Source organism: Pseudorhodoferax sp. LjRoot39 (assembly GCF_964253035.1).
Classification (GTDB): domain Bacteria; phylum Pseudomonadota; class Gammaproteobacteria; order Burkholderiales; family Burkholderiaceae_C; genus Pseudorhodoferax.
Genome location: NZ_CAXUQL020000001.1, coordinates 3,530,613 through 3,553,566, shown reverse-complemented (window position 1 = coordinate 3,553,566; position 22,954 = coordinate 3,530,613). Strand labels below are relative to the sequence as shown.

Sequence of the window (22,954 nt, the reverse complement as noted above, 5' to 3'; positions counted from 1 at the left end):
CCGAGAATAGCGCAATGCCTTTCCGTCCCGCGCCCGCCGCCTCCGATGCCCCCGCCAAGACCGCCGTCCTGTACTGCAACCTCGGCACGCCCGACGCGCCCACCGCCCCCGCCGTGCGGCGCTACCTGGCCGAGTTCCTGGCCGATCCGCGCGTGGTCGAGATCCCCAGGCTCGCCTGGTGGCCCATCCTGCACGGCATCATCCTGCGCGTGCGGCCGGCCAAGTCGGCCGCCAAGTACGCCAGCGTCTGGACGGAACAGGGCTCGGCGCTGAAGGTCTGGACCGAGGCGCAGACCCTGGGCCTGCGCGCCGCGCTGGCCGAGCGCGGCCACCGCGTGGGCGTGCACTACGCCATGCGCTACGGCCAGCCGGCGATTGCGGCGCAGCTCGACGCGCTGGCGGCCGAAGGCGTCACGCGCGTGCTCGTGCTGCAGGCCTATCCGCAGTATTCGGGCACCACCACCGCCAGCGTGCTCGACGCCATCGGCACCTGGAGCCGGCGCCAGCGCCGCGTGCCCGATTTCCGGTTCGTGGGCGACTACCACGACGACGCCGGCTACATCGCCGCGCTGGCCGACAGCGTCGAGCGCCACTGGACCCAGCACGGCCGCGGCGAGCTGCTGCTCATGAGCTTCCACGGCATCCCGGCGCGCAACATCGCGCTGGGCGACCCCTACGAGGTGCAATGCCAGGCCACGGCCCGGCTGCTGGCCCGCAAGCTCGCGCTGGCGCCCACACAGTACCGCGTGACCTTCCAGTCGCGCTTCGGCCGCGCCAAGTGGCTGGAGCCCTACACCGAACCCACGCTGCGCCAGCTGGCCCAGCAGGGCACCAAGCGCATCGACGTGATGTGCCCCGGCTTTCCGGGCGACTGCCTGGAGACGCTGGAGGAGATCAACATGGAAGGCCGCGAAGCCTTCCTGCAAGCGGGTGGCGAGCGCTTCGACTACATCCCCTGCCTCAACGACAGCGCCGCCGGCATCGCGGCGCTCGCGACACTGGCAGAACGCCATCTGCAGGGCTGGAATACGCAACTCCCCTCATAACGACACACAACTGCGCCGAACGCGTGCGTAAATCTACGTATCTCCGCGTTCAGCATCAGGTCAGGCTGGGGCTTCTACGCTTCGCACCGTCCCGAATGCCCTCTGGCACGTGACGTTTGCCGGGTGTGCCCGCACACCTTTTCCCAGCCTCACCCCGGAGCCCAGCGCTCCCTTCTCCCACGCATGAAAACATCCAGAGACATCCACGACATGGTGGGCGGTGCGCTCATGGTCGGCGCAGGCCTGTTCTTCGCGCTCTACGGCGACCGCTACACCTTCGGCACGGCCGCACGCATGGGCCCCGGCTACTTCCCGGTCGTGCTGGGCTGGACGCTGGCGGTGCTCGGCGTGCTGGTGGCCCTGCCGGCCTGGTGGCGCCGCGGCAGCGCCATCCAGGTGCAGTGGAACAACCTGCTCTGGTCGATTGCCAGCCTGCTGGCCTTCGCCACCACGCTGCACGTTCTCGGCCTGGTGCTGGCCTCGTTCCTGGCCGCGCTGCTGGCCCTGGTGCCCTCGGCCATGGCGCTGCGCACGCGGCTGACGGTGTGCGCCGTGGTCGCGCTGCTCACCACGCTGATCTTTCCTGTGGGCCTTCAAATGATCCTGCCCCTGTGGCCCTGGAGTGCCTGAACGCCATGGAACTGCTCTCCAACCTCTGGCTCGGCCTGCAGGTGGCCTCCGAGCCCATCACCCTGCTCTACTGCTTCGGCGGCGTGCTGCTGGGCACCGTCGTCGGCGTGCTGCCGGGCATCGGCGCGCTGGCCGCCATCTCGCTGCTGCTGCCGCTGACCTACCACATGCCGCCGACCTCGGCCATCATCATGCTGGCCGGTGTCTACTACGGCGCGCAGTACGGCGGCTCCACGGCCTCCATCCTGCTGAACCTGCCCGGCACGCCGTCGTCGGCCGTGACCTGCCTGGACGGCTACCCGATGGCCAGGAACGGCAAGGCCGGCGTGGCACTGTTCGTGACCACCATCGCCTCGCTCGCCGGCGCGATGTCGGGCCTGGTGCTGCTGGTGCTGTTCTCGCCCGCGATCTCCGAGATCGGCCTGAAGTTCGGCCCCGCGGAGTTCTTCTCGATGATGGTGCTGGGCCTGGTGGCGGCTTCCTCCATGACCACCGGCTCGGCCGCCAAGGGCCTGGCGATGGTGGTGTTCGGCCTGCTGCTGGGCATGGTGGGTACCGACGTGAACTCGGGCGTGGCCCGCTTCTCGTTCGACGTGCCCGAACTCATGGACGGTATCAGCCTGGTGGCGCTGGCCATGGGCCTGTTCGGCGTGGCGGAGGTGGTGCGCTGCATCAACTCGCCGGAGATGAACCGCAAGCCCGAGAAGGTCACGCTCAAGTCCATGGCGCCGACCGCCGAAGAGTTCAAGGCCACGCTCAAGCCCATGGCGCGCGGCTCGGCGCTGGGCTCGGCACTCGGCGCGCTGCCGGGCGTGGGGCCGTCCATCGCAGCCTTCATGTCCTACGCGATCGAGAAGAAGGTGGCCAAGGACCCGGGCCGCTTCGGCCACGGCGCCATCGAGGGCGTCACGGCGCCCGAGTCGGCCAACAACGCCGCCGCGCAGACGGCTTTCGTGCCCTCGCTGTCGCTGGGCATCCCGGGCGACGCGGTCATGGCCGTGATGCTGGGCGCGCTGATCATCCACGGCATCCAGCCCGGCCCCATGCTCATCAGCGAGCAGCCTCAGCTGTTCTGGGGCCTGGTGGTCAGCTTCGCCATCGGCAACATCATGCTGGTGCTGCTGAACCTGCCGACCATCGGCCTGTGGGTCGCGCTGCTGCGCATCCCGTTCGCGTGGATGTACCCGGCCATCCTGGTGTTCGTGGCGCTCGGCGTGTACAGCGTGAACAACAACACCTTCGACATCTACTCCGTCGCCGCGCTGGGCATCATGGGCTATGCACTCATGGTGCTGCGCTTCGAGCCCGCACCGCTGCTGCTGGGCTACATCCTGGGGCCGATGCTGGAGGAGAACCTGCGCCGCGCGCTGCTGCTCTCGCGCGGGGACCCGATGGTCTTCATCGACCGCCCCATCAGCGCCGGCCTGCTGGCCGCCACGGCCGCCATGCTGCTGTGGGCCATCTGGTCCACCGTGCGGGCCACGCTGCGCTCCAAGCGCCAGCTCGAACTGGCCCAGAGCGCGCCGGGCTGATGGCGCCTTCTGCTAGCCTTCCGCCCCATGCGAATCCTGCTGGTTGAAGACGATGCCGTGCTGCGCGAGGTGATGTCGCGCAGCCTGGAGCACGCGGGCCACCGCGTCGACCCGGCCGAGAGCGTGGAAGACGCTGCCCACCTGTGGCGCGTGCAGCCCTTCGACGCCGTGCTGCTGGACCTGAACCTGCCGCAGCACGTGCGCCCCGGCAGCACCATGGGCTCTGGCCTGGCCGTGTTGCGCGAGGCGCGCGCGCGCGGCGACCGCACGCCGGTGCTCGTGCTCACCGCGCGCAACCGCACCGAAGAGCGCATCGCCGGCCTGGACGCCGGTGCCGACGACTACCTGGGCAAGCCCTTCGACCTGGCCGAGGTCGAGGCGCGGCTGCGCGCACTGGTGCGCCGCGCCATCGGCACCGACGACCTGGCCACGCTGGGCCAGTTGCAGCTGGACCGGCGCGCGCGCCGCTTCAGTGTGGCCGGCGATCCGCTGGACCTGCCCGCGCGCGAGTTCGAGGTGCTGTGGGAACTCATGAGCCCGCCCGGCCACGCGGTGAACAAGCGCACGCTGTCGGACAAGCTCTCCGGCTTCGACGAGGCCCTGGGCGACAACGCGCTGGAGGCCTTCATCTCGCGCCTGCGCAAGAAGCTCGTGGGCAGCGGCGCGGCCATCCGCACGCTGCGCGGCATCGGCTACCTGCTGGAGCCCGAGGCTTGAACATGCCCGCTGCGGCTGCGCGCTCGCTGCGCATCCGCATGCTGCAGCACGTGATGCTGCCGCTGGTGCTGACCTGGCTGATCGGCACCATCGCCACGCTGGGCGTGGCCAGCCATTTCACCGAGCAGGCCTTCGACCGCGCGCTGCTCGACGACGCCTACTCCATCGCCTCGCAGGTCGGCCCCGCACCCGACGGCCAGGTGGTGCTGCGCCTGACCACGAGCGAGCTCACGGCCGCGCTGTTCGACCAGGCAGAGGCCGTGTACTTCAGCGTGCTGCGACCCGACGGCACGCGCCTGGCCGGCGAACCGCTGCCGCCGATGCCGCTGCCCAGCCAGGCCGAAGGCCATCTCTACAGCGACAGCCTGTACCAGAACCAGCCCGTGCGCGCCGTGGTGCTGCGCCATGGCGTGGACGGCGTGGACTACCACGTGGTCATGGCCCACACCACGCGCATCCGCGGTGCGCTGGTGCAGCGCCTCCTGGTCTTCGGCGCGCTGCCGCTGCTGTTGCTGCTGGGCCTCTTGGCCATCTGGCTGTGGCGCGGCATCCAGCGCGACCTGGCGCCGCTGAGCCAGCTGCAGGCTGCGCTCGCGCACCGCGACGCCAACGACCTTTCGCCCGTGCCGCTGGCCCCATCGACGCAGGAGATCGACGAGGTCGGCCAGGCCGTCAACGCCTTGTTCGAACGCCTGGGCCGCAACGTGCGCGCGCAGCGCGAGTTCGCCGGCAACGTGGCGCACGAACTGCGCACGCCGCTGGCCGGCATCCGCGCGCTGGCCGACTATGGCCTGGCACATCCCGGCACGGCGGTCTCGCGCCAGCAGCTGCAGCAGATCGCCACCAGCGCCGAGCGCGCCGGCCGGCTCGTCAACCAGCTGCTGGACCTGGCCCTGGCCGACGAGGGCGAGCTGGTGCTCCAGCGCGAACGCCTGGCGCTCGCCACGCTGGTCGGCCAGACCATCGTGCGCCACCTGGACAAGGCCGACGCGCGCGGCGTCGACCTGGGTGCGCGCGGCCTGGACGAGGCCGGCGACGAGGACTTCACGGTCTGGGCCGACGCGGCACTCGTCGAAGGCATCCTGGACAACCTGGTCGACAACGCACTGCGCTATGGCGGCCGCACGCTGACCATCGCGCTGCAGGAGACGCCCGCGCGCGACGCCTGCGTGCTGGCCGTGGTCGACGACGGCCCCGGCATCCCGGCCACCGCGCGCCAGGCCCTCATGCAGCGCTGGGCCCAGGGCCGCGACGGCGAGAAGCTGGGCCAGGGCGCGGGGCTGGGCCTGTCCATCGTGGCGCGCTATGCGCAGTTGCTGGGCTCCGAGCTGCGCCTGGACAGCGGCGAGGACGGCCGCGGTCTGCATGCCAGCGTGACGCTGCCGCGCGCCTGAGAAGCTGTGAACGAACCCCTCACGACCACGCGAGGCCCGATGACGACCTGCTTGCATCGCCATCGTTACACCCCGGGCCTCGCCCTTCGGGCCGGGGCTCGCCGATCCACATGCGGGCGTTGCAGGCCTTGCCCGGGCACCAGCCCGGGCAAGGCCTGCAACGCCCGCATGTGGCCCGGCGCACCCCGTCGTGGCCGCGATCGGTTCGTTCACAGCTTCTGAGCCGGCGGGCGGGGCGCCACGCCGCCCCGCCGCATGTAGGACCCGATGTGACGACCGGTTACAAGTGGCCGCCGAATGGACTGCGTCGTGCCCGGCCGAGCCGCAGCATGCGCCTACATTCGGCCGCGCACATCGCCACGCACCCCCGCCACGCGGGACCGCGTGCCTTCCTCCCAACGACGGAAAGAGCCTCTCGACCATGACGGAAACTGCATGAACGTCCTGAAAAACCTCAAACTCGGCACGCGCCTGGCATTCGGCTTCGGCCTGGTCGTGTTGTTGCTGGTGGGCGTCTCCGTCCTCGGCCTGGTGTCCATGGCCCAGATCCAGGCCCGCCTGAACGACATCGTGTCGGTCAACAACAAGGAGTCCAACCTGGCCGGCGCCATGCGCAGTGCGGTCAGCCAGGTGGCGCAACGCAGTCGCGACATCGTGCTGTACGACGGCGTGCGCAAGCGCGTGGCCATCGAGGGCATCACGCAGGCCCGCCAGCGCTACGAAGCGGCCGAGAAGGAACTGGCGGCGATGTTCGAGCGGCCGGACGCCACCGCGCACGAGAAGGAACTCTTCGCCAAGATCGCCACGCTGAAGACCACGGCCGTGCCGCTCGTCAGCAAGGTGGTCGAGCTGGGCCGCACGGACATGACCGACGAAGCCGCCCGCTTCCTCGGCACCCAGGTCGACGGCCCGATGCAGGCCTGGTACGAAGCGCTGGGCGAGCTGTCCGACGCCGAGGAGAAGGCCAACAACGAAGCGGCGGAAGAGGCGAAGACGGCTTACGCCCGCGCCCGCGCGCTGATGCTGGCGCTGTGCGCCGCCGGTGTGGCGCTGGGCCTGCTGGCGGCCTGGTGGATCACGCGCAGCATCACGGTGCCGATCTCCGAGGCCGTGCGCATCGCACGGACGGTCTCCGCCGGCGACCTGACCTCGCGCATCGAGGTCCGCGGCAAGGATGAGACCGGCCAACTGCTGGCCGCGCTGCGCGACATGAACGACAACCTGATCCGCGTCGTCTCCACCGTGCGCCACAGCAGCGACTCGATCGCCACTGGTGCCGGCGAGATTGCAGCGGGCAACCAGGACCTGAGCCAGCGCACCGAGGAGCAGGCCAGCAACCTGCAACAGACGGCGGCCTCGATGGAGCAGATCGGCTCCACCGTGCAGTCCAACGCCGAGACCGCGCGCCAGGCCGCGCAGCTCGCCACCGCCGCCGCAGCGGCGGCCCAGCAAGGCGGCGCCGTGGTCGGCCAGGTGGTCGGCACCATGGATGCGATCTCGGGCGGTTCGCGCAAGGTCAGCGAGATCATCGGCCTGATCGACGGCATCGCTTTCCAGACCAACATCCTGGCGCTCAATGCGGCCGTGGAAGCGGCGCGCGCGGGCGACCAGGGCCGCGGCTTCGCCGTCGTGGCCACCGAGGTCCGCAGCCTGGCCGGCCGCTCGGCCCAGGCCGCCAAGGAGATCAAGGGCCTGATCGGCGAGAGCGTGAAGATGGCCGAGGTCGGCACCACGCAGGCCGATGCGGCCGGCGCCGCCATGGGCGACATCGTCAAGCAGGTCCAGCGCGTGGCCGACCTGATCGCCGAGATCAGCGCCGCCAGCCACGAGCAGACCACCGGCATCGGCCAGGTCAGCGGTGCCGTCAACCAGCTCGACCAGGTGACGCAGCAGAACGCCGCGCTGGTGGAGCAGTCCGCCGCGGCGGCCGACAGCCTGAACGCCCAGGTCGGACGCATGGTGGATGCGGTCGGCGTGTTCCAGCTGCCGGCCGGCGCTGGCACCACGGCGCAGCGCGCGCTCGCGGTCTGAACCGGCTCAGCCGCGCGGGTGGTGCCGCGCATGCAGCGCGTGCAGCCGCTCGCGCGCCACGTGGGTGTAGATCGTGGTGGTGGAGATGTCGGCGTGGCCCAGCAGCATCTGCACCGCGCGCAGGTCGGCGCCATGGTTCAGCAGGTGCGTGGCAAAGGCATGGCGCAGCGTGTGCGGCGACGGCGCCACGGCGACGCCGGCGGCCTGCGCATAGCGCTTGACCAGGCCCCAGAACATCACGCGCGACATGGCACTGCCGGCCTGGGCGCCGCGCGTGGTCACGAACAGGTCTTCGCTCTGGCGCCCGTCCAGCAGCGCGGGCCGGGCTTCTTCGAGGTAGCGCTCCAGCCACTCCTGCGCGAGTTCGCCGAAGGGCACCAGCCGTTCCTTGTTGCCCTTGCCGGTCACGCGCAGCACGCCCTCGTTGAGACCGATCTGGAAGGTGCGCAGGCCGACGAGCTCGCTCACGCGCAGGCCGCTGGCGTAGAGCAGCTCCAGCATGGCGCGGTCGCGCACGCCCAGCGGGGTCTGCACGTCGGGGGCGGCCAGCAAGGCCTCGACCTGGGCCTCGGTCATGGTCTTGGGCACGCGCAGCGGCTGGCGCGCCGATTGCAGCTTGAGCGTGGGGTCGGCCGTGATGGCCCGCTCGCGCAGTGCCCAGCGGAAGTAGCGCTTGAACACCGTGAGCCGGCGGTTGGCCGTGGTGGCCTTGGTGCCCTTGTGGCGGGCCGCGAAGTAGGCCTGCAGGTCCATCTCGCGCGTGGCGTCCAGGCTGCTGCCGCGTTCGGCCAGCCATTGCGCATACAGGGCAAGGTCCTGCCGGTAGGCGGCCAGCGTGTTGCGCGCCAGGCCCTGCTCCAGCCAGAGCGCATCGACGAAGGCGTCGATGCGGCCCTGGCTCTCGTTCAGCACCGCCGCAGGCGGCGCACTCACTCCAGCGTCAGCTTGGAAGTGGCCACGACCTTCTTGTAGACCTCGAACTCGGCCTTGATCTGCGCGGCGAATTCCTCGGGCGAATTGCCGATGATCAGCGATCCCGTGTCTTCGATGCGCTTGCGCACGGCCGGGTCCTCCAGCGCCTTGCGCACGCCTGCATTGATCTTGTCGACCACGTCCTTGGGCAGGTTCTTGGGCCCGACGATGCCGTAGTAGGCCATGCGGTTCACGGGCTCCAGGCCGACTTCCTTGAAGGTCGGCACGTCGGGCAGCGCGGCCACGCGCTGCGGCGCGGCCACGACGATGGGCACCAGCCGCTTGCTCTGCACGAAGGGCAGCGTGGACGGCAGGTTGTCGAAAATCATGGGCACCTGGCCAGCCACCGTGTCGTTGAGCGCCGGACCCGCACCGCGGTAGGGGATGTGGGTAACGAACACGCCCGCCATGTTCTTGTACAGCTCCATCTGCAGGTGGCCGATGCCGCCCGTGCCGGACGACGCGTACGAGTATTTGCCCGGCGACTTCTTGAGTTCGGCGACGAAGCTCTTGTAGTCCTTGCCCGCGAACGTGGGGTTCACCGCGATGATGTTGGGCGTGGCCGCGATGTTGATGATGGGCGTGAAGTCGGTCAGCGGGTTGTACGGCGTCTTGGTGTTGATGGCCGGGTTGGCCGCCGTGGTCGAGACCGTGGCCACGCCCAGCGAGTAGCCGTCCGCCGGCGAGCGCGCCGTTTCGGAGGCGCCGATGATGCCGCCGCCGCCGCTCTTGTTGTCCACCACCACGGGCTGGCCCAGAACCCTGCCCAGAGGCTCGGCGATGACGCGCGCGATGATGTCCGTCGTGCCGCCCGGTGCGAACGGCACGACCAGCTTGACCGGCTTGTTCGGGTAGGACTGGGCAAAGGCCGAGCTGGCAGCGGCCAACAGGGCCAGGGTGAAAACGGAACGGCGTTGCATCGGGGGAGTTCTCCGCTGAGGGTGGATCGGTGGCAGGTGGCCGGCTTGTGGCCAGGCCTCGGAAAATTATAGGAGTGGCCCCGGCCCGGTCGTCCCCGGGCATGCCCTTGTGCACCGCTGGTATTCTCGGGCGCCGACCTGCGCCGCTGTGCGTCCAGCCCCCCGTGAACTACGCGCAACTGCTGCTTCCCGATTTCTCGCTGATCCTGATCGGCTTCCTGTTGTGCCGCTACACGCCCATGAACCGCGAGGTCTGGGCCCAGGTCGAGAAGCTCGTCTACTACGTGCTGTTCCCGGTGCTGCTGTTCCAGTCGGTGTTGCGCTCGCGCATCGACCTGGCGGCCACCTCGGACCTGATCCTGGCCGGCCTGCTGCTTGCGGCCTGCGGTATCGCCCTGTCCTACAGCCTGCCGTACTGGCCGGGCCTGGCGAAGCATGTGGAGCGGCGCGAGCATGCGGGCGCCGCGCAGATCGCGTTCCGCTTCAACTCCTTCATCGCGCTGCCGCTGGCCGAGCGGCTGGCCGGCGCACCGGGTGCACTCGCGATGGCGGTGCTGATCGCGGTCTGCGTGCCGATCTTCAACATCGCCGCCGTGTGGCCCATGGCGCGCGGCGCCAGCGCGAACTTCGGGCGCGAGCTGCTGCGCAACCCGCTGATCGTGGCCACCGCCACCGGCCTGGCGGCCAATCTCGCGGGCCTGCGCATCCCGGAGTGGATTGAACCGACGGCCACGCGCATCGGCGCCTCCTCAGTGGCCATGGGCCTGATGGCGGCCGGCGCCGGTATGCAGTTCGGGCCGCTCGCGCGGGCCAAGGCGCTGGGCGTGGGCCTGCTGGCCATCCGCCACCTGCTGCTGCCGCTGGTGGCGCTGGGGGTGGTGCTGCTGCTCAAGCTGCCGCCCGTGCAGGCCACGGTGCTGCTGATCTTCTCGGCCCTGCCCACGGCGTCCAGCTGCTACGTGCTGGCCGCACGCATGGGCTACAACGGGCCCTACGTGGCCGGGCTCGTCACGCTGTCCACGCTGGCCGGCATGATGAGCCTGCCCTATGCACTGGGCATCCTGCGGCCGCTGCTCCCTTGAGGATCAGGCCGTCCTGTCGGCGCGCAGGCTCAGTTCCTCGCTCATGACCTCGCGGATCCGGAACTTCTGGATCTTGCCGGTCACCGTCATCGGGAACTCGGCCACGAAACGGATGTAGCGCGGCACCTTGTAGTGCGCAATCTTGCCCTTGCAGAAGTCGCGCACGGCCTCCTCGCTCAAGGCCTGGCCGGGCTTGGCGATGATCCAGGCGCAGAGCTCCTCGCCGTAGCGCGCATCGGGCAGGCCGACCACCTGCACGTCCTGCACCTGCGGATGGCGGTACAGGAACTCCTCGATCTCGCGCGGATAGATGTTCTCGCCGCCGCGGATCACCATGTCCTTGATGCGGCCGACGATGTTCACAAAGCCCTCTTCGTCCATGGTGGCCAGGTCGCCGGTGTGCATCCAGCCCTCGCCGTCGATGGCCTCGCGCGTCTTCTCCAGGTCGCCCCAGTAGCCGTGCATGACCGAGTAGCCGCGCGTGCAGAGCTCTCCGGACTGGCCGCGCGGCACCGCGGCGCCACTGGCCGGGTCGACGATCCTGACCTCCAGGTGCGGCTGCACCTGGCCGACCGTGGACACGCGCTTGGCCAACGGCGTGTCGGTCGAGCTCTGGCAGCTGACCGGGCTGGTCTCGGTCATGCCGTAGGCGATCGTGATCTGCGACAAATGCATCTGCTCGACCACGCGCTTCATGACCTCGATCGGGCACGGCGAGCCGGCCATGATGCCGGTGCGCAGCGAGGACAGGTCGAACTCCGCGAAGCGCGGATGGTCCAGCTCGGCGATGAACATGGTCGGCACGCCGTGCAGGCCCGTGCAGCGCTCGGCCTGCACGGCCTCGAGCACCGTGAGTGCATCGAAGCCGTCGTTCGGGTAGACGATGGCGCTGCCATGCGTGAGGCAGGCCAGGTTGCCGAGCACCATGCCGAAGCAGTGGTACAGCGGCACCGGGATGCACAGGCGGTCGGCCGGCGTGAGCTTCATGCACTCGCCGATGAAGAAGCCGTTGTTCAGGATGTTGCGGTGGGTCAGCGTCGCGCCCTTGGGAAAGCCCGTGGTGCCGCTCGTGAACTGGATGTTGATCGGGTCGGTGTTCTTGAGACCGCGCTGCACCTCGGCCACGCGCGGGTCGGCGGCATCGCCCGAGGCCAGCAGGCTTGAGAAGCGCGTCATGCCGGGCTCGTCGGCGCCTTCGCCGGCCCGGTCGATCCAGTACGTGCGCTCGAGCTGCGGCAGCTTGCCGTCCAGCTCGCGCAGCATGGCCAGGTAGTCGCTGGTCTTGAAGCGCGCCATGGCCACGATGGCACGGCAGCCAACCTTGTTCAGCGCGTATTCGAGCTCGGCCGTGCGGTAGGCCGGGTTGATGTTGACGAGCACCAGGCCAACCTTGGCCGTGGCCAGCTGCATGAGCAGCCAGGCCGCGTTGTTGTGCGACCAGATGCCGATGCGGTCGCCCGGCACCAGGCCCGAGCGCAGCAGCGCGCTGGCCAGGCGCTGGGCCTCGGCTTGCAGTTCGCCGTAGGTCTTGCGCACGCCCTCGTGGCGGCTGACCAGGGCCAGCGCACCAGGCTGGCGCGCGGCCATGGCGTCAAAGCAGTCGCCAATCGTCTGCTCGATCAGCGCGGGCGTGGTGGCGCCTTTCGCGTAGCTGTCCATGTTCAGACCGTCTCGGAGAACAGCTCGCGGCCGATCAGCATGCGGCGGATCTCGCTCGTGCCCGCGCCGATCTCGTAGAGCTTGGCGTCGCGCCACAGGCGCTCGACCGGGAAGTCCTTGGTGTAGCCCACGCCGCCGAGCGTCTGGATCGCCTCGCCAGCCATCCAGGTGGCCTTCTCGGCCGAGTACAGGATGGCGCCGGCCGCGTCCTTGCGGAAGCTGCGCGCATGGTCGTTGCGGTCGCAGGCCTTGCCCACGGCGTAGACGTAAGCGCGCGTGGCCTGCCAGGTGCTGTACATGTCGGCGATCTTGCCCTGCATGAGCTGGAATTCGCCGATGCTCTGGCCGAACTGCTTGCGCTCGTGCACGTAGGGGATCACCGCGTCCATGCAGGCGGCCATGATGCCCAGCGGGCCGCCCGACAGCACGGCGCGCTCGTAGTCCAGCCCGCTCATGAGCACCTTGGCGCCCATGCCCTCGCCGCCCAGCACGTTGGCTTCGGGCACCTCACAGTTGTCGAAGAACAGCGGGAAGGTGTTGGAGCCGCGCATGCCCAGCTTGTCGAGCTTGGTGCCGGCCGAGAATCCCTTGAAGCCCTTCTCGACGATGAAGGCCGTCATGCCGCGCGCGCCCATCTCGGGTTCGGTCTTGGCGTAGATGACCAGCGTGTCGGCATCGCCACCGTTGGTGATCCACATCTTGCCGCCGTTGAGCACGTAGTAGCCGTCCTTCTTCTCGGCCTTGAGCTTCATGCTGACCACGTCGGAGCCTGCGTTGGGCTCGCTCATGGCCAGCGCGCCCACATGCTCGCCGCTGACGAGCTTGGGCAGGTACCTGGCCTTCTGCGCGGCGCTGCCGTTGCGGTGGATCTGGTTCACGCACAGGTTGGAGTGCGCGCCGTAGGACAGGCCCACCGACGCCGAGGCGCGCGAGACCTCTTCCATGGCCACGATGTGGGCCAGGTAGCCCAGTTCGGTGCCGCCGTACTCCTCCTTGACCGTCATGCCGTGCAGGCCCAGGCTGCCGAGCTTGGCCCACAGGTCTTTGGGGAACTGGTTCTCGCTGTCGATGGCGGCCGCGCGCGGGGCGATTTCGACGGCGCAGAAGTCGGCGACGGCGTCGCGCAGGGCATCGATGGTCTCGCCGAGGTCGAAGTCGAGGCCGGGCAGTTGGGAAGCGGACATGGGGGCAGTCTCCTGAAGGGTTGCAGTCGCAGCGCGACAGCTTACGCCGGCCTGCCGGGCATTTGACGCCACAATGGTTGCAGATTGCGCCACGCTTCTTTTGCCGCCGCCATGCCGTCCCCGCTTGCCCCATCGCCCGCCCGCGCCGCCACCCCGATGGCCTTCGTCCAAGCCATCGTGCAGGCCTATGCCCGCTATGGCCGGGACCCGGCCGCGGCCCTGCGCGCGGCACAGATCGCGCCGCGCGATCTGCAGCAGAGCGGCGCGCGCGTGACAGCCGCGCAGTTCGAGGCGCTCAACGCGCACGCCATGCAGGAGCTGGACGACGAGGCCCTGGGCTGGTTCGGCCGGCGCCTGCCCTGGGGCAGCTACGGCATGCTGTGCCGCGCCTCGTTGACCTCCCCCAACCTGGGCGTGGCACTGGCGCGCTGGTGCCGGCACCACCGGCTGCTGGTGGACGACGTGCTGCTGCACCTGCAGGTCGAGGGCGGCAGCGCACGGCTGTGGATCGAGGAGCAGCGCGACCTGGGCGCCATGCGCGAGTTCTGTCTGGTCTCCTGCCTGCGCTTCGTGCACGGCTATGCGAGCTGGGCCATCGACTCGCGCGTCTCGCTGCAGGAGGCCAGCTTCCCGTTCCCCACGCCCGCGCATGCCGATGCCTATCCGCTGATGTTCGGCGGCGCCATCCGCTTCGGCGCGCGCGAGGCCGGCTACCGCTTCGACGCGGCCTACCTCGGCCTGCCGCTGGTGCGCGACGAGCGCGCGTTGCGCACCATGCTGCGGCGCGCCTTGCCGCTCACGGTGCTGCAGTACCGGCGCGACCGGCTGCTGGGCCAGCGCGTGCGCGAGCTGCTGCGCGCGCGCAGCGAGGCCGGCACGGCCGATGCGTTGGCCGGGCTGCTGCACGTGTCCACGCGCACCTTGCACCGCCAGCTGCAGGCCGAGGGCCTGTCGCTGCAGGGCCTCAAGGACCAGGTGCGCCACGAGCAGGCCGTGGAACAGTTGCGCCGCACCCAGCGCTCGGTCAAGCAGATCGCGCTCAGCGTGGGCTTTCGCAACGAGAAGAGCTTCGCGCGCGCGTTCCGGCAGTGGACCGGCATGGCGCCGGGCGCGTTCCGGCTGGCGCAGGCACAGACACCCGCTCAGCCCTGAGCCAGGGCCCAGTCCACGTGTTCGCGCACGAGCGCGCTGGCATCGCTGGCGCGCGACTGCAGGGCCGCGCGCAGCGGCGCCTGTTCCTCGGCCGCCACCTGCAGCAGCGCGTTGCCCAGCGCCACGGCGATGTTGCGCAGCCAGCGCTCGTGCCCGATGCGGCGGATCGGGCTGCCCTCTGTGCGCCGCAGGAATTCATCCTCGCTCCAGCCGAAGAGCTGCGCCAGCGTGCTGCCGGCCAGGCCCTCGCGCGCGTCGAAGTCGGGCAGTGCCGAGCGGCCCGCGAACTTGTTCCACGGGCAGGCCAGCTGGCAGTCGTCGCAGCCATAGATGCGGTTGGCCAGCAAGTGGCGCAGCGGCAACGGAATCGGGCCGGGGTGTTCGATCGTCAGGTAAGAAATGCAACGCCGCGCATCCACGCGCTGCGGCGCGACGATGGCACCCGTGGGGCACACATCGATGCAGGCCTGGCACTGGCCGCAATGGGCGGTCACCGGGTCGCTGAGCGGCAGCGCGATGTCCAGGTAGACCTCGCCCAGGAAGAACATGGAGCCGCCCTCGCGGTTCAGCACCAGCGTGTGCTTGCCGCGCCAGCCCTGGCCGCTGCGCGCGGCGAGTTCGGCCTCCAGCACGGGCGCCGAATCGGTGAACACGCGAAAGCCCAGCGGGCCCACTTCTTCGGCGATGCGCTCGGCCAGCTTCTGCAGCCGTGCGCGCAGCACCTTGTGGTAGTCGCGGCCCCGCGCGTACACCGAGACGATGGCCTCGCCGGGCCGGTCCAGCCGCGCGAACTCGCGGGCCTGCCAGTCGGTCGGCGTGTCCTGCGGCAGGTAGTCCATGCGCGCGGTCAGCACGCTCAGCGTGCCCTCCACAAGTTCCGCCGGACGGGCCCGCTTCATGCCGTGGCGGGCCATGTAGTCCATGTCGCCATGGAAGCCCGCCGCGAGCCAGGCCGCAAAACCCGGTTCGGCCGATGACAAATCCACAGGGGCAATGCCGATTTGGGAGAATCCGAGCGCGCTGGCCCAGTCCCTGATGCGGGACACCAGCCGGAGAGCATCGATCTGAACCACAGCAGCCGTCACCCGCCGATTGTAGAAACCGCACCATCCCCGGCGGATGGCGCGCAGAACGCGGCCCCCTCCTCCCTGGTGTTGCATTGGCCCGACGAAGCCGCGACAGCGGCGTTCGCCGCGCGCCTGGCCGCGCAGCCGGCGACCCAGGACGCCTTCATCACGCTGCACGGCGACCTGGGCGCGGGCAAGACCACGCTGGTGCGGCACCTGCTGCGCGCCCTCGGCGTGCAGGGCCGCATCAAGAGCCCGACCTACGCGGTGGTGGAACCCCATGCCGTGGAAACCAGCCAACCGCCCCTGGCGATCTGGCACTTCGACTTCTATCGCTTCGACGATCCGCGCGAATGGGAAGACGCAGGCTTTCGCGACATCTTCGCGAGCCGCGGCCTCAAGCTCGCCGAATGGCCCGAAAAGGCCGGCGCGCTGCTGCCGCCGGCCGACCTCGCCATCACGATCACGGCGCAGGCCGACGAGGGCCGCGACGTGCAGATCGCAGCCCGCACGCCGCGCGGCCTCGGGCTCCTGGAGAACCTCAAGACATGAAACGCCGCCGCCTGCTCGGCCACGGCGCGCTGGTGCTGCTGCTGGGCGTGACCCATGCGGCGCGCGGCGCCGGCATCGTCGCCGTGCGCGTCTGGCCCGCGCCCGACTACTCGCGCGTGACCATCGAGTCCGACGTGCCCCTGACCACCAAGCAGATCTTCGTGGCCGACCCGCCACGCCTGGCGGTGGACATCGAGGGCATCGACCTGGACGCCGCACTGCGCGAACTGGTGGGCCGCGTGCGGCCCGACGACCCCAACATCGAACGCATCCGCGTCGGCCAGAACCAGCCCGGCGTGGTGCGGCTCGTGATCGACCTGAAGCGCCCGGCCGTGCCGCAGGTGTTCACGCTCAAGCCTGTGGCGGCCTACCAGAACCGCCTGGTGCTGGACCTGTACCCCGCCGAGAAGGAAGACCCGCTGCAGGCCCTGATCAGCGAGCGGCTGCGCGACGTGGATGCCGGCAAGGCACCCGTGGCCGACCCGCTGGACGACCTCATCGCGCGCCACACCGGCCCCGGCGCCACGGGCCCGGAGTTGCGCGAGTCGCCGCCGCCCGGGCGGGTCCTGCCCCTGCCCGGCCCGGACAGCACGGCTCGCCCAGCCTCGCCCGAATTGCCGCACGGCACGCTGGCCGCCGCGCCCGAGAAGGCGCCGCCGCGTCCGGCCAAGGCACCGGCCCCGGCACCGAGCCGCACCGACCGCCTGATCATCGTCGCGCTGGACCCCGGCCACGGCGGCGAGGACCCTGGTGCCATCGGCCCCAAGGGCACGCGCGAGAAGGACATCGTGCTGCGCGTGGCGCACAAGCTGCGCGAGCGCATCAACGCCTCCAGCGTCAACGGCAACCCGATGCGCGCCTTCCTCACGCGCGACGCCGATTTCTTCGTGCCGCTGCAGACGCGCGTGCAGAAGGCGCGCAACGTGCAGGCCGACCTGTTCATCAGCATCCATGCCGACGCGTTCACGACGCCGGCCGCGCGCGGCGCCAGCGTGTTCGCGCTGAGCCAGCGCGGTGCCACCAGCACGGCCGCGCGCTGGCTGGCCGACAAGGAGAACCAGGCCGACCTGATCGGCGGCGTGAACGTGCAGGCCAAGGACCAGCATGTGCAGCGCATGCTGCTGGACATGAGCACCACGGCGCAGATCAACGACAGCCTGAAGCTCGGCAGTGCCGTGCTCGGCGAAATCGGCGGCATGGCCCGCCTGCACAAGCCGCGCGTGGAGCAGGCCGGCTTCGCGGTGCTGAAGGCACCGGACATCCCGAGCGTGCTGGTGGAGACGGCCTTCATCAGCAATCCCGAAGAAGAATCGCGCTTGCGCACCGACGACTACCAGAACGACCTGGCGGACGCGATCATGCGCGGCATCCGCGGCTACTTCGCGAAGAACCCGCCGCTGGCGCGCAACCGCACCGTCTGATCTGGCGCGGCCCCACACGCCGCGCCGGCCGCCGCCTACAGGCGCCGGCCCCTCGCCCTCCTACAGTGCATCTACGGGCTCGTGAAGCGAAGCCTGGCATCGCAACAGCAAGAGACGAGGTATCCCATGATCAAGACCCTCCTGGCAGTCACCGCGGCATCGCTCATCGGCTTGACGGGCTGCGCATCCAACCCCACCAGCGCCCAGGTCGGCACCGGTGTCGGCGCCGTCGCCGGCGGTGTCGTCGGCAACGCCGTGTTCGGCAGCACGCTGGGCACCGTGGGCGGCGCGGCCGCCGGCGCGCTGGTCGGCAACGAGGTCGGCAAGCGCCGCGACAACCGCTGACGCCTGCCCGTCCCCTTCCAAAGGGCCCTGCGGGGCCCTTTGGCGTTCAGGGGCCTTCTTGCGGCAGCTTGGCCGATTGGCACTGGATCGCGCCGCTGCCTCCGCTCGCCAGATGGCAGGCGATGGCCCGGCCGCTCGAAGGGTCATGGAACCAGGCCGTGCTGCCATTGCCGCTGGCCGACACGCCGACTGGCTGGTAGCTGGGGTTGGCGCGGATCTGCGACTGTGCGCTGGGCACCAGCAACAGGCCCAGGGCGACCGCCGAAGCGCCGGCCAGCGCCAGGGCGGGAATGCGGAAACGGGACAGCGAGGACATGCAAGGCTCCTTCGAACGAAACCCGCATCATGGCCCAGCGCCGGGGCGCCAGGCGTGACAAGCCGTGTTCAGGGCGCCGCAGCGGCACCCGCGTCGCGCTCGGCCTGGCGCTTGGCCTTCCAGCCACCGTAGATGGCGATCATCCCGGGGATGAAGATCATGGCCCAGATGATCTTGTCCAGGTTGGCCTTGACCCAGGGCAGGCCGCCCAGGAAGTAGCCCGCCGTGCAGATGCCCAGCACCCAGATCAGCGCACCGACCACGTTGTAGGCGCTGAACTTGGTGCGGCTCATCTCGGCCACGCCGGCCACGAAGGGCGCGAAGGTGCGGATGAAGGGCATGAAGCGCGCCAGGATGATGGTGACGCCGCCATAGCGCTCGTAGAACGCGTGGGCCTGGTTGAACGCCTTCTTGTTGAAGAAGCGCGAGTCCTCCCACTGGAAGACCTTGGGGCCGAAATAGCGGCCGATGCTGTAGTTGCACTGGTCGCCCAGAATGGCCGCCACGATCAGCACGGCCATCGCGATCGGCAGGCTCATCAGCCCCAGACCGCACAGCGCGCCCACCACGAACAGCAGCGAATCGCCTGGCAGGAAGGGCATGACCACGACGCCGGTCTCGACGAAGATGATCAGGAACAGCAGCGCATAGACCCAGGTGCCGTAGTTGCGCACGAAGGTCTCCAGGTGGACGTCCACGTGCAGGATGAAGTCGATCAGAAAGCTCACCAGTTCCATGCGGCGGCATTATGGCGGCCCGTCCGTGCCCGGCGCATGACAGGCCCGCACGGCCGGGGAATTGCGCAGGCAGCGCATTTGCTAGCATCGGCCCGCCCTGGCGCAGGCCGGCCGCGGCCGGCGCCGCCGGTGCACCACGGTCCCGTCCATCCGCTGTTCTCCTTTGTCCAAGACCTGCCCCGCATGCGGCACCGGCAACCGGCCCATCGCCAGGTTCTGCAGGAAGTGCGCAACGCCACTGGATCCGGCCATGCCGGCCGCCGGGGCCGTTGCACGCACGCAAGCGGCGCCTGCGCTGGCGCCCATGCCCCCCGGGCCGCCCGTGGCCTGCGCCGCCTGCGGCAAGCCCAACCGGGCCGGCGCGCGCTTTTGCCGCAGTTGCGGCAAGCCATTGGCCACGCCGGCACAGCCTCCCGTGGCGCCCCGGCTGGTGCAGCCCGACCGGCAGCGCGGCACACCGCAGGAGACGGCGGCCAAGGCGGCGGCCAGGACTGCCGCCGTGCCCGCGCCGCCGCGGCACCGCCCCGTCCTGCCGCTGCTGCTGCTCGTGCTGGTGCTCGGGGCAGCGGTGCTGTGGTGGCAGCGCAGCAGCGCGCCACCGCCCGCCGCCGCGCCAGCGCCGACGCCGGTGGCAGAGCCGGTCGAGGAGTTCCTGACCGATCCACCATCCGTGCCCGCGCCCCCCGAACCCCAGCCCGCCCCGGCGGAGACGCCCGGCGCCGCGCTGCCTCCGGAACCCGTGGCGTCCGGGCCGGAGCACGCTGGCGCGGCGGAACGCCGCCGGCCGCAGCCCGCAGCCGCCCAGCCGCCCCAGCCGGCGGCCAGCGCCGTTCCCGTCGCGCCCGCGCCGCCGGCCGAACCCGCCGCCGTCTACACTGCGCCCCCCGCGCCCAGCCCGCCGCCACCGCCGCCGCGCCAGGCCGCTGCCCCACCCGCTGCGCCCAGCCCGGAATCCGTGTGTGCCGACAGCAACAGCGGGCTCGCGCGCTCGCTGTGCATCGGCATGCAGTGCTTCAAGTCGGAGTTCCGCCGGCACCCGACCTGCGTCCGACTGGAAAATGAGGCCCGCGAGCAGCGCCGGCGCGAGATCGAACAAGGTCTGGTCGGCAGCTAGCCGGCCACGCCGCAGCCAACTTCAGGAGTACCCAGCCCGTGCTTTCCCAACAGGTCAAGGACAGCAGCAGCCTCGTCGACAGCATCGACGCCATGCGCAACTGGCGCGCGCTCGTGCTGCTGCTGGTCACGCTGGTCGCGGGCGCCATGGTCATGGGCCTGGGCACGCTGCTGGCCGGCGTCAGCTACTTCTTCGTTGCGCTGTTCGCGGTGGCGGCCTACGCCGTGCTGTTCTACGGCGTGAATGCTGCCGGCGTGATGCTGATGGACGAAGCCCACGGTGTGCGCTCGCGCTCCATCGTCGAAGCCGTCTCGCATTCGCTCACGCATTCGCACCGCCTGCTGCTGGTCTACCTGTGGATCGCGGGCCTGTACCTGGCCGGCGTGCTGGCGCTGATGGCGGTGGTGTTCCTGTGCAAGCTGCCCCTGCTGGGGCCGCTGCTGTACGCCTTCGTGTTCCCGGTGGCCGTGGTACTGACCGGCGTGGCGCTGTTCGCGCTGCCCATGGTGGTGTTTCCGCTGTCGGCGCCCTCGGTGTGGAACGGCGCCACGGCCATGGAATGCGTGAGCCAGCTCATCGCCATCGCGCGGCGCCGGCTCGGTATGGTGCTGCTGCTGATGCTGGTGGTGTCCCTCATCGCCGGCCTCATCGGCCTGTTGATCGGCACCATCCTGTTCGGCGGCGTGGCCATCACGGCTGGCATCTCCGCGCCCATCCTGGGCAACATCGACATGGGCAGCTTCGGCATGGGCAGCGGTGGCGCGCACGCGGCGGCCGCCGGTTTCGGCAGCGGCGTGCTGTTCGCGGCCGCCTGCACGCTGCCGGGCCTGGTGTACCTGCGCGGCGTCAGCAGCGTCTACCTGCGCGCGCTGGACGGCCTGGACCTGGCGGCCGAGCAGGCCCATGTGGACGCCCACCTGGCCTACGCCGTCGACAGGGCACGCGGCATGCAGGAGCAGGCCCAGGCCCGCGCCGCACGCGTGGCCGAGCGCGCGCGCGCCGCGGCCGCCAATGCCACGCAGCCGGCCGAGCCGCCCAGGCCGCCGGCGACCTGCCCTGCCTGCGGCACCAACGTGCGCGCCAGCGACACCCAATGCGCCGCCTGCGGCCAGGCCCTGCAATGAGCAGCGAACGCCGCCAGATCCGCGAACTGCCCGACGAGCTGATCAGCCAGATCGCCGCCGGCGAGGTGGTCGAGCGACCGGCCTCGGTGGTGCGCGAACTCGTCGACAACGCGCTCGATGCCGGTGCGCGCCAGATCACGCTGCGCCTGCTGGCCGGCGGCGTGCGCCTGATCGCCGTGGAGGACGACGGCATCGGCATCCCCATGGCCGACCTGCCGCTGGCGCTCAAGCGCCACGCCACCAGCAAGATCGGCAACCTGCAGGAGCTCGAGAGCGTGTCCACCATGGGCTTTCGCGGCGAGGCGCTGGCGGCGATCAACTCGGTCTCCGACATGGCGATCGCCTCGCGCACGGCAGAGCAGCCGCACGCCATGCTGCTGGACGGGCGCACCGGCGAGATGAAGCCCATCGCCCGCGCCGTCGGCACCACGGTGGAGGTCAAGGAGCTGTTCTTCAGCACGCCGGCGCGGCGCAAGTTCCTCAAGACCGACGCGACCGAGCTGGCCCACTGCGTCGAGGCGGTGCGCCGCCACGCGCTGGCGCGGCCCGACGTCGGCTTCGCCATCTGGCACGAGGGCAAGCTGGTGGAGCAATGGCGCGCCGCAGCCGACAGCGACGACGCCGGCATGGACCAGCGCCTGGCCGACGTGCTGGGCGAGGAGTTCTGTGAACGCTCGGTGCTGGTGGACTACCGCAGCAGCGCCCAATCCGAAGGGGGCGGCCCGCTGATCCGCGTGCGCGGCCGCGCCGGCATCCCGGACGCGGCGCGTACGCGCGGCGACCACCAGTTCGCCTATGTCAACGGCCGCTTCGTGCGCGACAAGGTGCTCGCGCACGGCGCGCGCAGCGCCTACGAGGACGTGCTGCACGGCCAGCGCCAGCCGGTCTACGCGCTCTACGTGGACATGGACCCTACGCGCGTGGACGTGAACGTGCACCCGACCAAGATCGAGGTGCGCTTTCGCGACAGCCGCGAGGTGCACCAGGCCGTGCGCCGCGCCATCGACCAGGCGCTGGCCGCGCCGCGCGCCGCGCTGGCCCAACCGGCGCCGCAGCTGCCCCTGGCCCCGCGGGTGACGGTGGTGCCGCCGTGGCAGCAGCCGTCCATGGTGTTCGCCGAACGCGCGCCCGCGGCAGATTTCACGCCCTGGAGCCCCGCGCCGGCCGCCCGCGTGGCCGAACCCGCCGCGCGCTGGGCAGGCGAAGCCGCGGTGGACTCCGTTGCGGAACTCGCCACCCTGCCAGACACAGACGCGCGCAACGCCGAGGACGGGCCGGCGCCCGAGCGTGCACCGGCACCTCAGCCGGCCCAGCCAGCACCTGCCGACACTCCTGCCTGGCCGCTCGGCCGCGCGCTGGCCCAGTTGCAAGGCATCTACATCCTGGCCGAGAACCAGCAGGGACTGGTGGTCGTCGACATGCATGCCGCCCACGAACGCATCGTGTACGAGCGGCTCAAGGCGCAGGCGGACGATGCCGCCATGGCCAGCCAGCCGCTGCTGATCCCGGCCACCTTCGCGGCCACGCCGACCGAGCTGGCGACGGCCGAGGCCCATGCCGACACGCTGGCCCAGCTGGGCCTGGACGTGGCGCCGTTCTCGGCGCGCACGCTGGCCGTGCGCGCCGTGCCGGCCAGCCTGGCCCAAGGCGACGCCGTGGCGCTGGCGCGCAGCGTGCTGGCCGAACTGGCCCAGCACGACGCCAGCGGCGTGGTGCAGCGCGCCCGCAACGAGCTGCTGGCCACCATGGCCTGCCATGGCGCGGTGCGCGCCAACCGCCGGCTCACGCTGGAGGAGATGAACGGCCTGCTGCGCCAGATGGAAGCCACCGAGCGTTCCGACCAGTGCAATCACGGCCGGCCGACCTGGCGCCAGATCAGCGTGCGGGAACTCGACCAGCTGTTCCTGCGGGGGCGCTGAACGGTCGCCGGCCCTGGCCCTGATCGTGCTTGCGCTGCGT

The 22,954-nt window shown here is 70.6% G+C and carries 21 protein-coding genes; 14 read left to right on the top strand and 7 right to left on the bottom strand.

What is annotated here, in order from left to right:
* Nucleotides 1–14 precede the first annotated feature (14 nt).
* From hemH to ACSQ4M_RS16520, 6 genes are all read left to right on the top strand, one after another.
* On the top strand, nt 15–1,046 hold the full coding sequence (gene hemH, locus ACSQ4M_RS16545) for a ferrochelatase (protein ID WP_436190531.1): 1,032 nt from the start codon (nt 15–17) through the stop codon (nt 1,044–1,046).
* Nucleotides 1,047–1,229: 183 nt separating this feature from the next.
* Nucleotides 1,230–1,676 (top strand): tripartite tricarboxylate transporter TctB family protein, encoded by a 447-nt coding sequence (locus ACSQ4M_RS16540; RefSeq protein ID WP_436190530.1) that lies wholly within the window; start codon nt 1,230–1,232, stop codon nt 1,674–1,676.
* Between the two features lie 5 nt (nt 1,677–1,681).
* The gene (locus ACSQ4M_RS16535; RefSeq protein WP_436190529.1) at nt 1,682–3,208 is read left to right on the top strand and encodes a tripartite tricarboxylate transporter permease; all 1,527 of its coding nucleotides are present in this window, start codon (nt 1,682–1,684) and stop codon (nt 3,206–3,208) included.
* A gap of 27 nt (nt 3,209–3,235) precedes the next feature.
* A complete protein-coding gene (locus tag ACSQ4M_RS16530; protein WP_436190528.1) occupies nt 3,236–3,925 on the top strand; it encodes a response regulator transcription factor in 690 nt (229 codons plus the stop codon).
* A 2-nt stretch (nt 3,926–3,927) separates the two neighbouring features.
* On the top strand, nt 3,928–5,319 hold the full coding sequence (locus tag ACSQ4M_RS16525; protein WP_436194026.1) for a sensor histidine kinase: 1,392 nt from the start codon (nt 3,928–3,930) through the stop codon (nt 5,317–5,319).
* A 435-nt stretch (nt 5,320–5,754) separates the two neighbouring features.
* Entirely contained in the window at nt 5,755–7,350 is a 1,596-nt protein-coding gene (locus ACSQ4M_RS16520) for a methyl-accepting chemotaxis protein (protein ID WP_436190527.1), read from the top strand.
* A gap of 6 nt (nt 7,351–7,356) precedes the next feature.
* On the opposite strand, the gene xerD is transcribed toward ACSQ4M_RS16520, so the two are convergent.
* Both xerD and ACSQ4M_RS16510 read right to left on the bottom strand, forming a co-directional pair.
* The gene (gene xerD / locus ACSQ4M_RS16515; protein ID WP_436190526.1) at nt 7,357–8,283 is read right to left on the bottom strand and encodes a site-specific tyrosine recombinase XerD; all 927 of its coding nucleotides are present in this window, start codon (nt 8,281–8,283) and stop codon (nt 7,357–7,359) included.
* On the bottom strand, nt 8,280–9,242 hold the full coding sequence (locus ACSQ4M_RS16510) for a tripartite tricarboxylate transporter substrate binding protein BugE (protein ID WP_436190525.1): 963 nt from the start codon (nt 9,240–9,242) through the stop codon (nt 8,280–8,282). Before ACSQ4M_RS16510 ends, xerD begins: the two co-directional genes overlap by 4 nt.
* 164 nt (nt 9,243–9,406) lie before the next feature.
* On the opposite strand from ACSQ4M_RS16510, the gene ACSQ4M_RS16505 reads away from it, so the two are divergent.
* Nucleotides 9,407–10,324 carry an AEC family transporter gene (locus ACSQ4M_RS16505; RefSeq protein ID WP_436190524.1) on the top strand — a complete coding sequence of 306 codons (918 nt, stop codon included), beginning with the start codon at nt 9,407–9,409 and terminating at the stop codon, nt 10,322–10,324.
* A 3-nt stretch (nt 10,325–10,327) separates the two neighbouring features.
* Here ACSQ4M_RS16505 and ACSQ4M_RS16500 read toward each other — a convergent pair whose 3' ends face one another.
* Nucleotides 10,328–11,983: an AMP-binding protein gene (locus ACSQ4M_RS16500; RefSeq protein ID WP_436190523.1), complete on the bottom strand. Its 1,656-nt coding sequence runs from the start codon at nt 11,981–11,983 to the stop codon at nt 10,328–10,330.
* A 2-nt stretch (nt 11,984–11,985) separates the two neighbouring features.
* On the bottom strand, nt 11,986–13,167 hold the full coding sequence (locus tag ACSQ4M_RS16495; protein WP_436190522.1) for an isovaleryl-CoA dehydrogenase: 1,182 nt from the start codon (nt 13,165–13,167) through the stop codon (nt 11,986–11,988).
* Nucleotides 13,168–13,278: 111 nt separating this feature from the next.
* On the opposite strand from ACSQ4M_RS16495, the gene ACSQ4M_RS16490 reads away from it, so the two are divergent.
* Nucleotides 13,279–14,319 (top strand): AraC family transcriptional regulator, encoded by a 1,041-nt coding sequence (locus ACSQ4M_RS16490; RefSeq protein ID WP_436190521.1) that lies wholly within the window; start codon nt 13,279–13,281, stop codon nt 14,317–14,319.
* On the opposite strand, the gene queG is transcribed toward ACSQ4M_RS16490, so the two are convergent.
* Entirely contained in the window at nt 14,310–15,383 is a 1,074-nt protein-coding gene (queG, locus tag ACSQ4M_RS16485) for a tRNA epoxyqueuosine(34) reductase QueG (protein WP_436194025.1), read from the bottom strand. The genes ACSQ4M_RS16490 and queG overlap by 10 nt on opposite strands.
* Here queG and tsaE point away from each other — a divergent pair, their 5' ends adjacent.
* From tsaE to ACSQ4M_RS16470, 3 genes are all read left to right on the top strand, one after another.
* The gene (gene tsaE, locus ACSQ4M_RS16480; protein WP_436194024.1) at nt 15,384–15,938 is read left to right on the top strand and encodes a tRNA (adenosine(37)-N6)-threonylcarbamoyltransferase complex ATPase subunit type 1 TsaE; all 555 of its coding nucleotides are present in this window, start codon (nt 15,384–15,386) and stop codon (nt 15,936–15,938) included.
* Complete coding sequence (locus tag ACSQ4M_RS16475) at nt 15,935–17,359, top strand: N-acetylmuramoyl-L-alanine amidase (protein ID WP_436190520.1); 1,425 nt, start codon at nt 15,935–15,937, stop codon at nt 17,357–17,359. The genes tsaE and ACSQ4M_RS16475 overlap by 4 nt, the downstream gene beginning before the upstream one ends.
* Nucleotides 17,360–17,485: 126 nt before the next feature.
* Nucleotides 17,486–17,704 (top strand): glycine zipper 2TM domain-containing protein, encoded by a 219-nt coding sequence (locus ACSQ4M_RS16470; protein WP_056658652.1) that lies wholly within the window; start codon nt 17,486–17,488, stop codon nt 17,702–17,704.
* 46 nt (nt 17,705–17,750) lie between these two features.
* On the opposite strand, the gene ACSQ4M_RS16465 is transcribed toward ACSQ4M_RS16470, so the two are convergent.
* Together ACSQ4M_RS16465 and ACSQ4M_RS16460 are read right to left on the bottom strand one after the other, a co-directional pair.
* Entirely contained in the window at nt 17,751–18,020 is a 270-nt protein-coding gene (locus tag ACSQ4M_RS16465) for a hypothetical protein (RefSeq protein ID WP_436190519.1), read from the bottom strand.
* 68 nt (nt 18,021–18,088) lie between these two features.
* Nucleotides 18,089–18,757, bottom strand: a complete 669-nt coding sequence (locus ACSQ4M_RS16460; protein WP_436190518.1) for a DedA family protein — start codon at nt 18,755–18,757, stop codon at nt 18,089–18,091.
* Between the two features lie 163 nt (nt 18,758–18,920).
* On the opposite strand from ACSQ4M_RS16460, the gene ACSQ4M_RS16455 reads away from it, so the two are divergent.
* Genes ACSQ4M_RS16455 through mutL form a run of 3 tightly spaced genes read left to right on the top strand, consistent with a single transcriptional unit; the run spans nt 18,921 to nt 22,914 of the window.
* Nucleotides 18,921–19,871, top strand: coding sequence for a zinc ribbon domain-containing protein (locus ACSQ4M_RS16455; RefSeq protein ID WP_436190517.1), 951 nt, complete (start codon nt 18,921–18,923; stop codon nt 19,869–19,871).
* Between the two features lie 38 nt (nt 19,872–19,909).
* The gene (locus ACSQ4M_RS16450) at nt 19,910–20,995 is read left to right on the top strand and encodes a zinc ribbon domain-containing protein (RefSeq protein WP_436190516.1); all 1,086 of its coding nucleotides are present in this window, start codon (nt 19,910–19,912) and stop codon (nt 20,993–20,995) included.
* Nucleotides 20,992–22,914 carry a DNA mismatch repair endonuclease MutL gene (gene mutL / locus ACSQ4M_RS16445; RefSeq protein WP_436190515.1) on the top strand — a complete coding sequence of 641 codons (1,923 nt, stop codon included), beginning with the start codon at nt 20,992–20,994 and terminating at the stop codon, nt 22,912–22,914. Before ACSQ4M_RS16450 ends, mutL begins: the two co-directional genes overlap by 4 nt.
* The last annotated feature ends 40 nt before the right edge of the window (nt 22,915–22,954 follow it).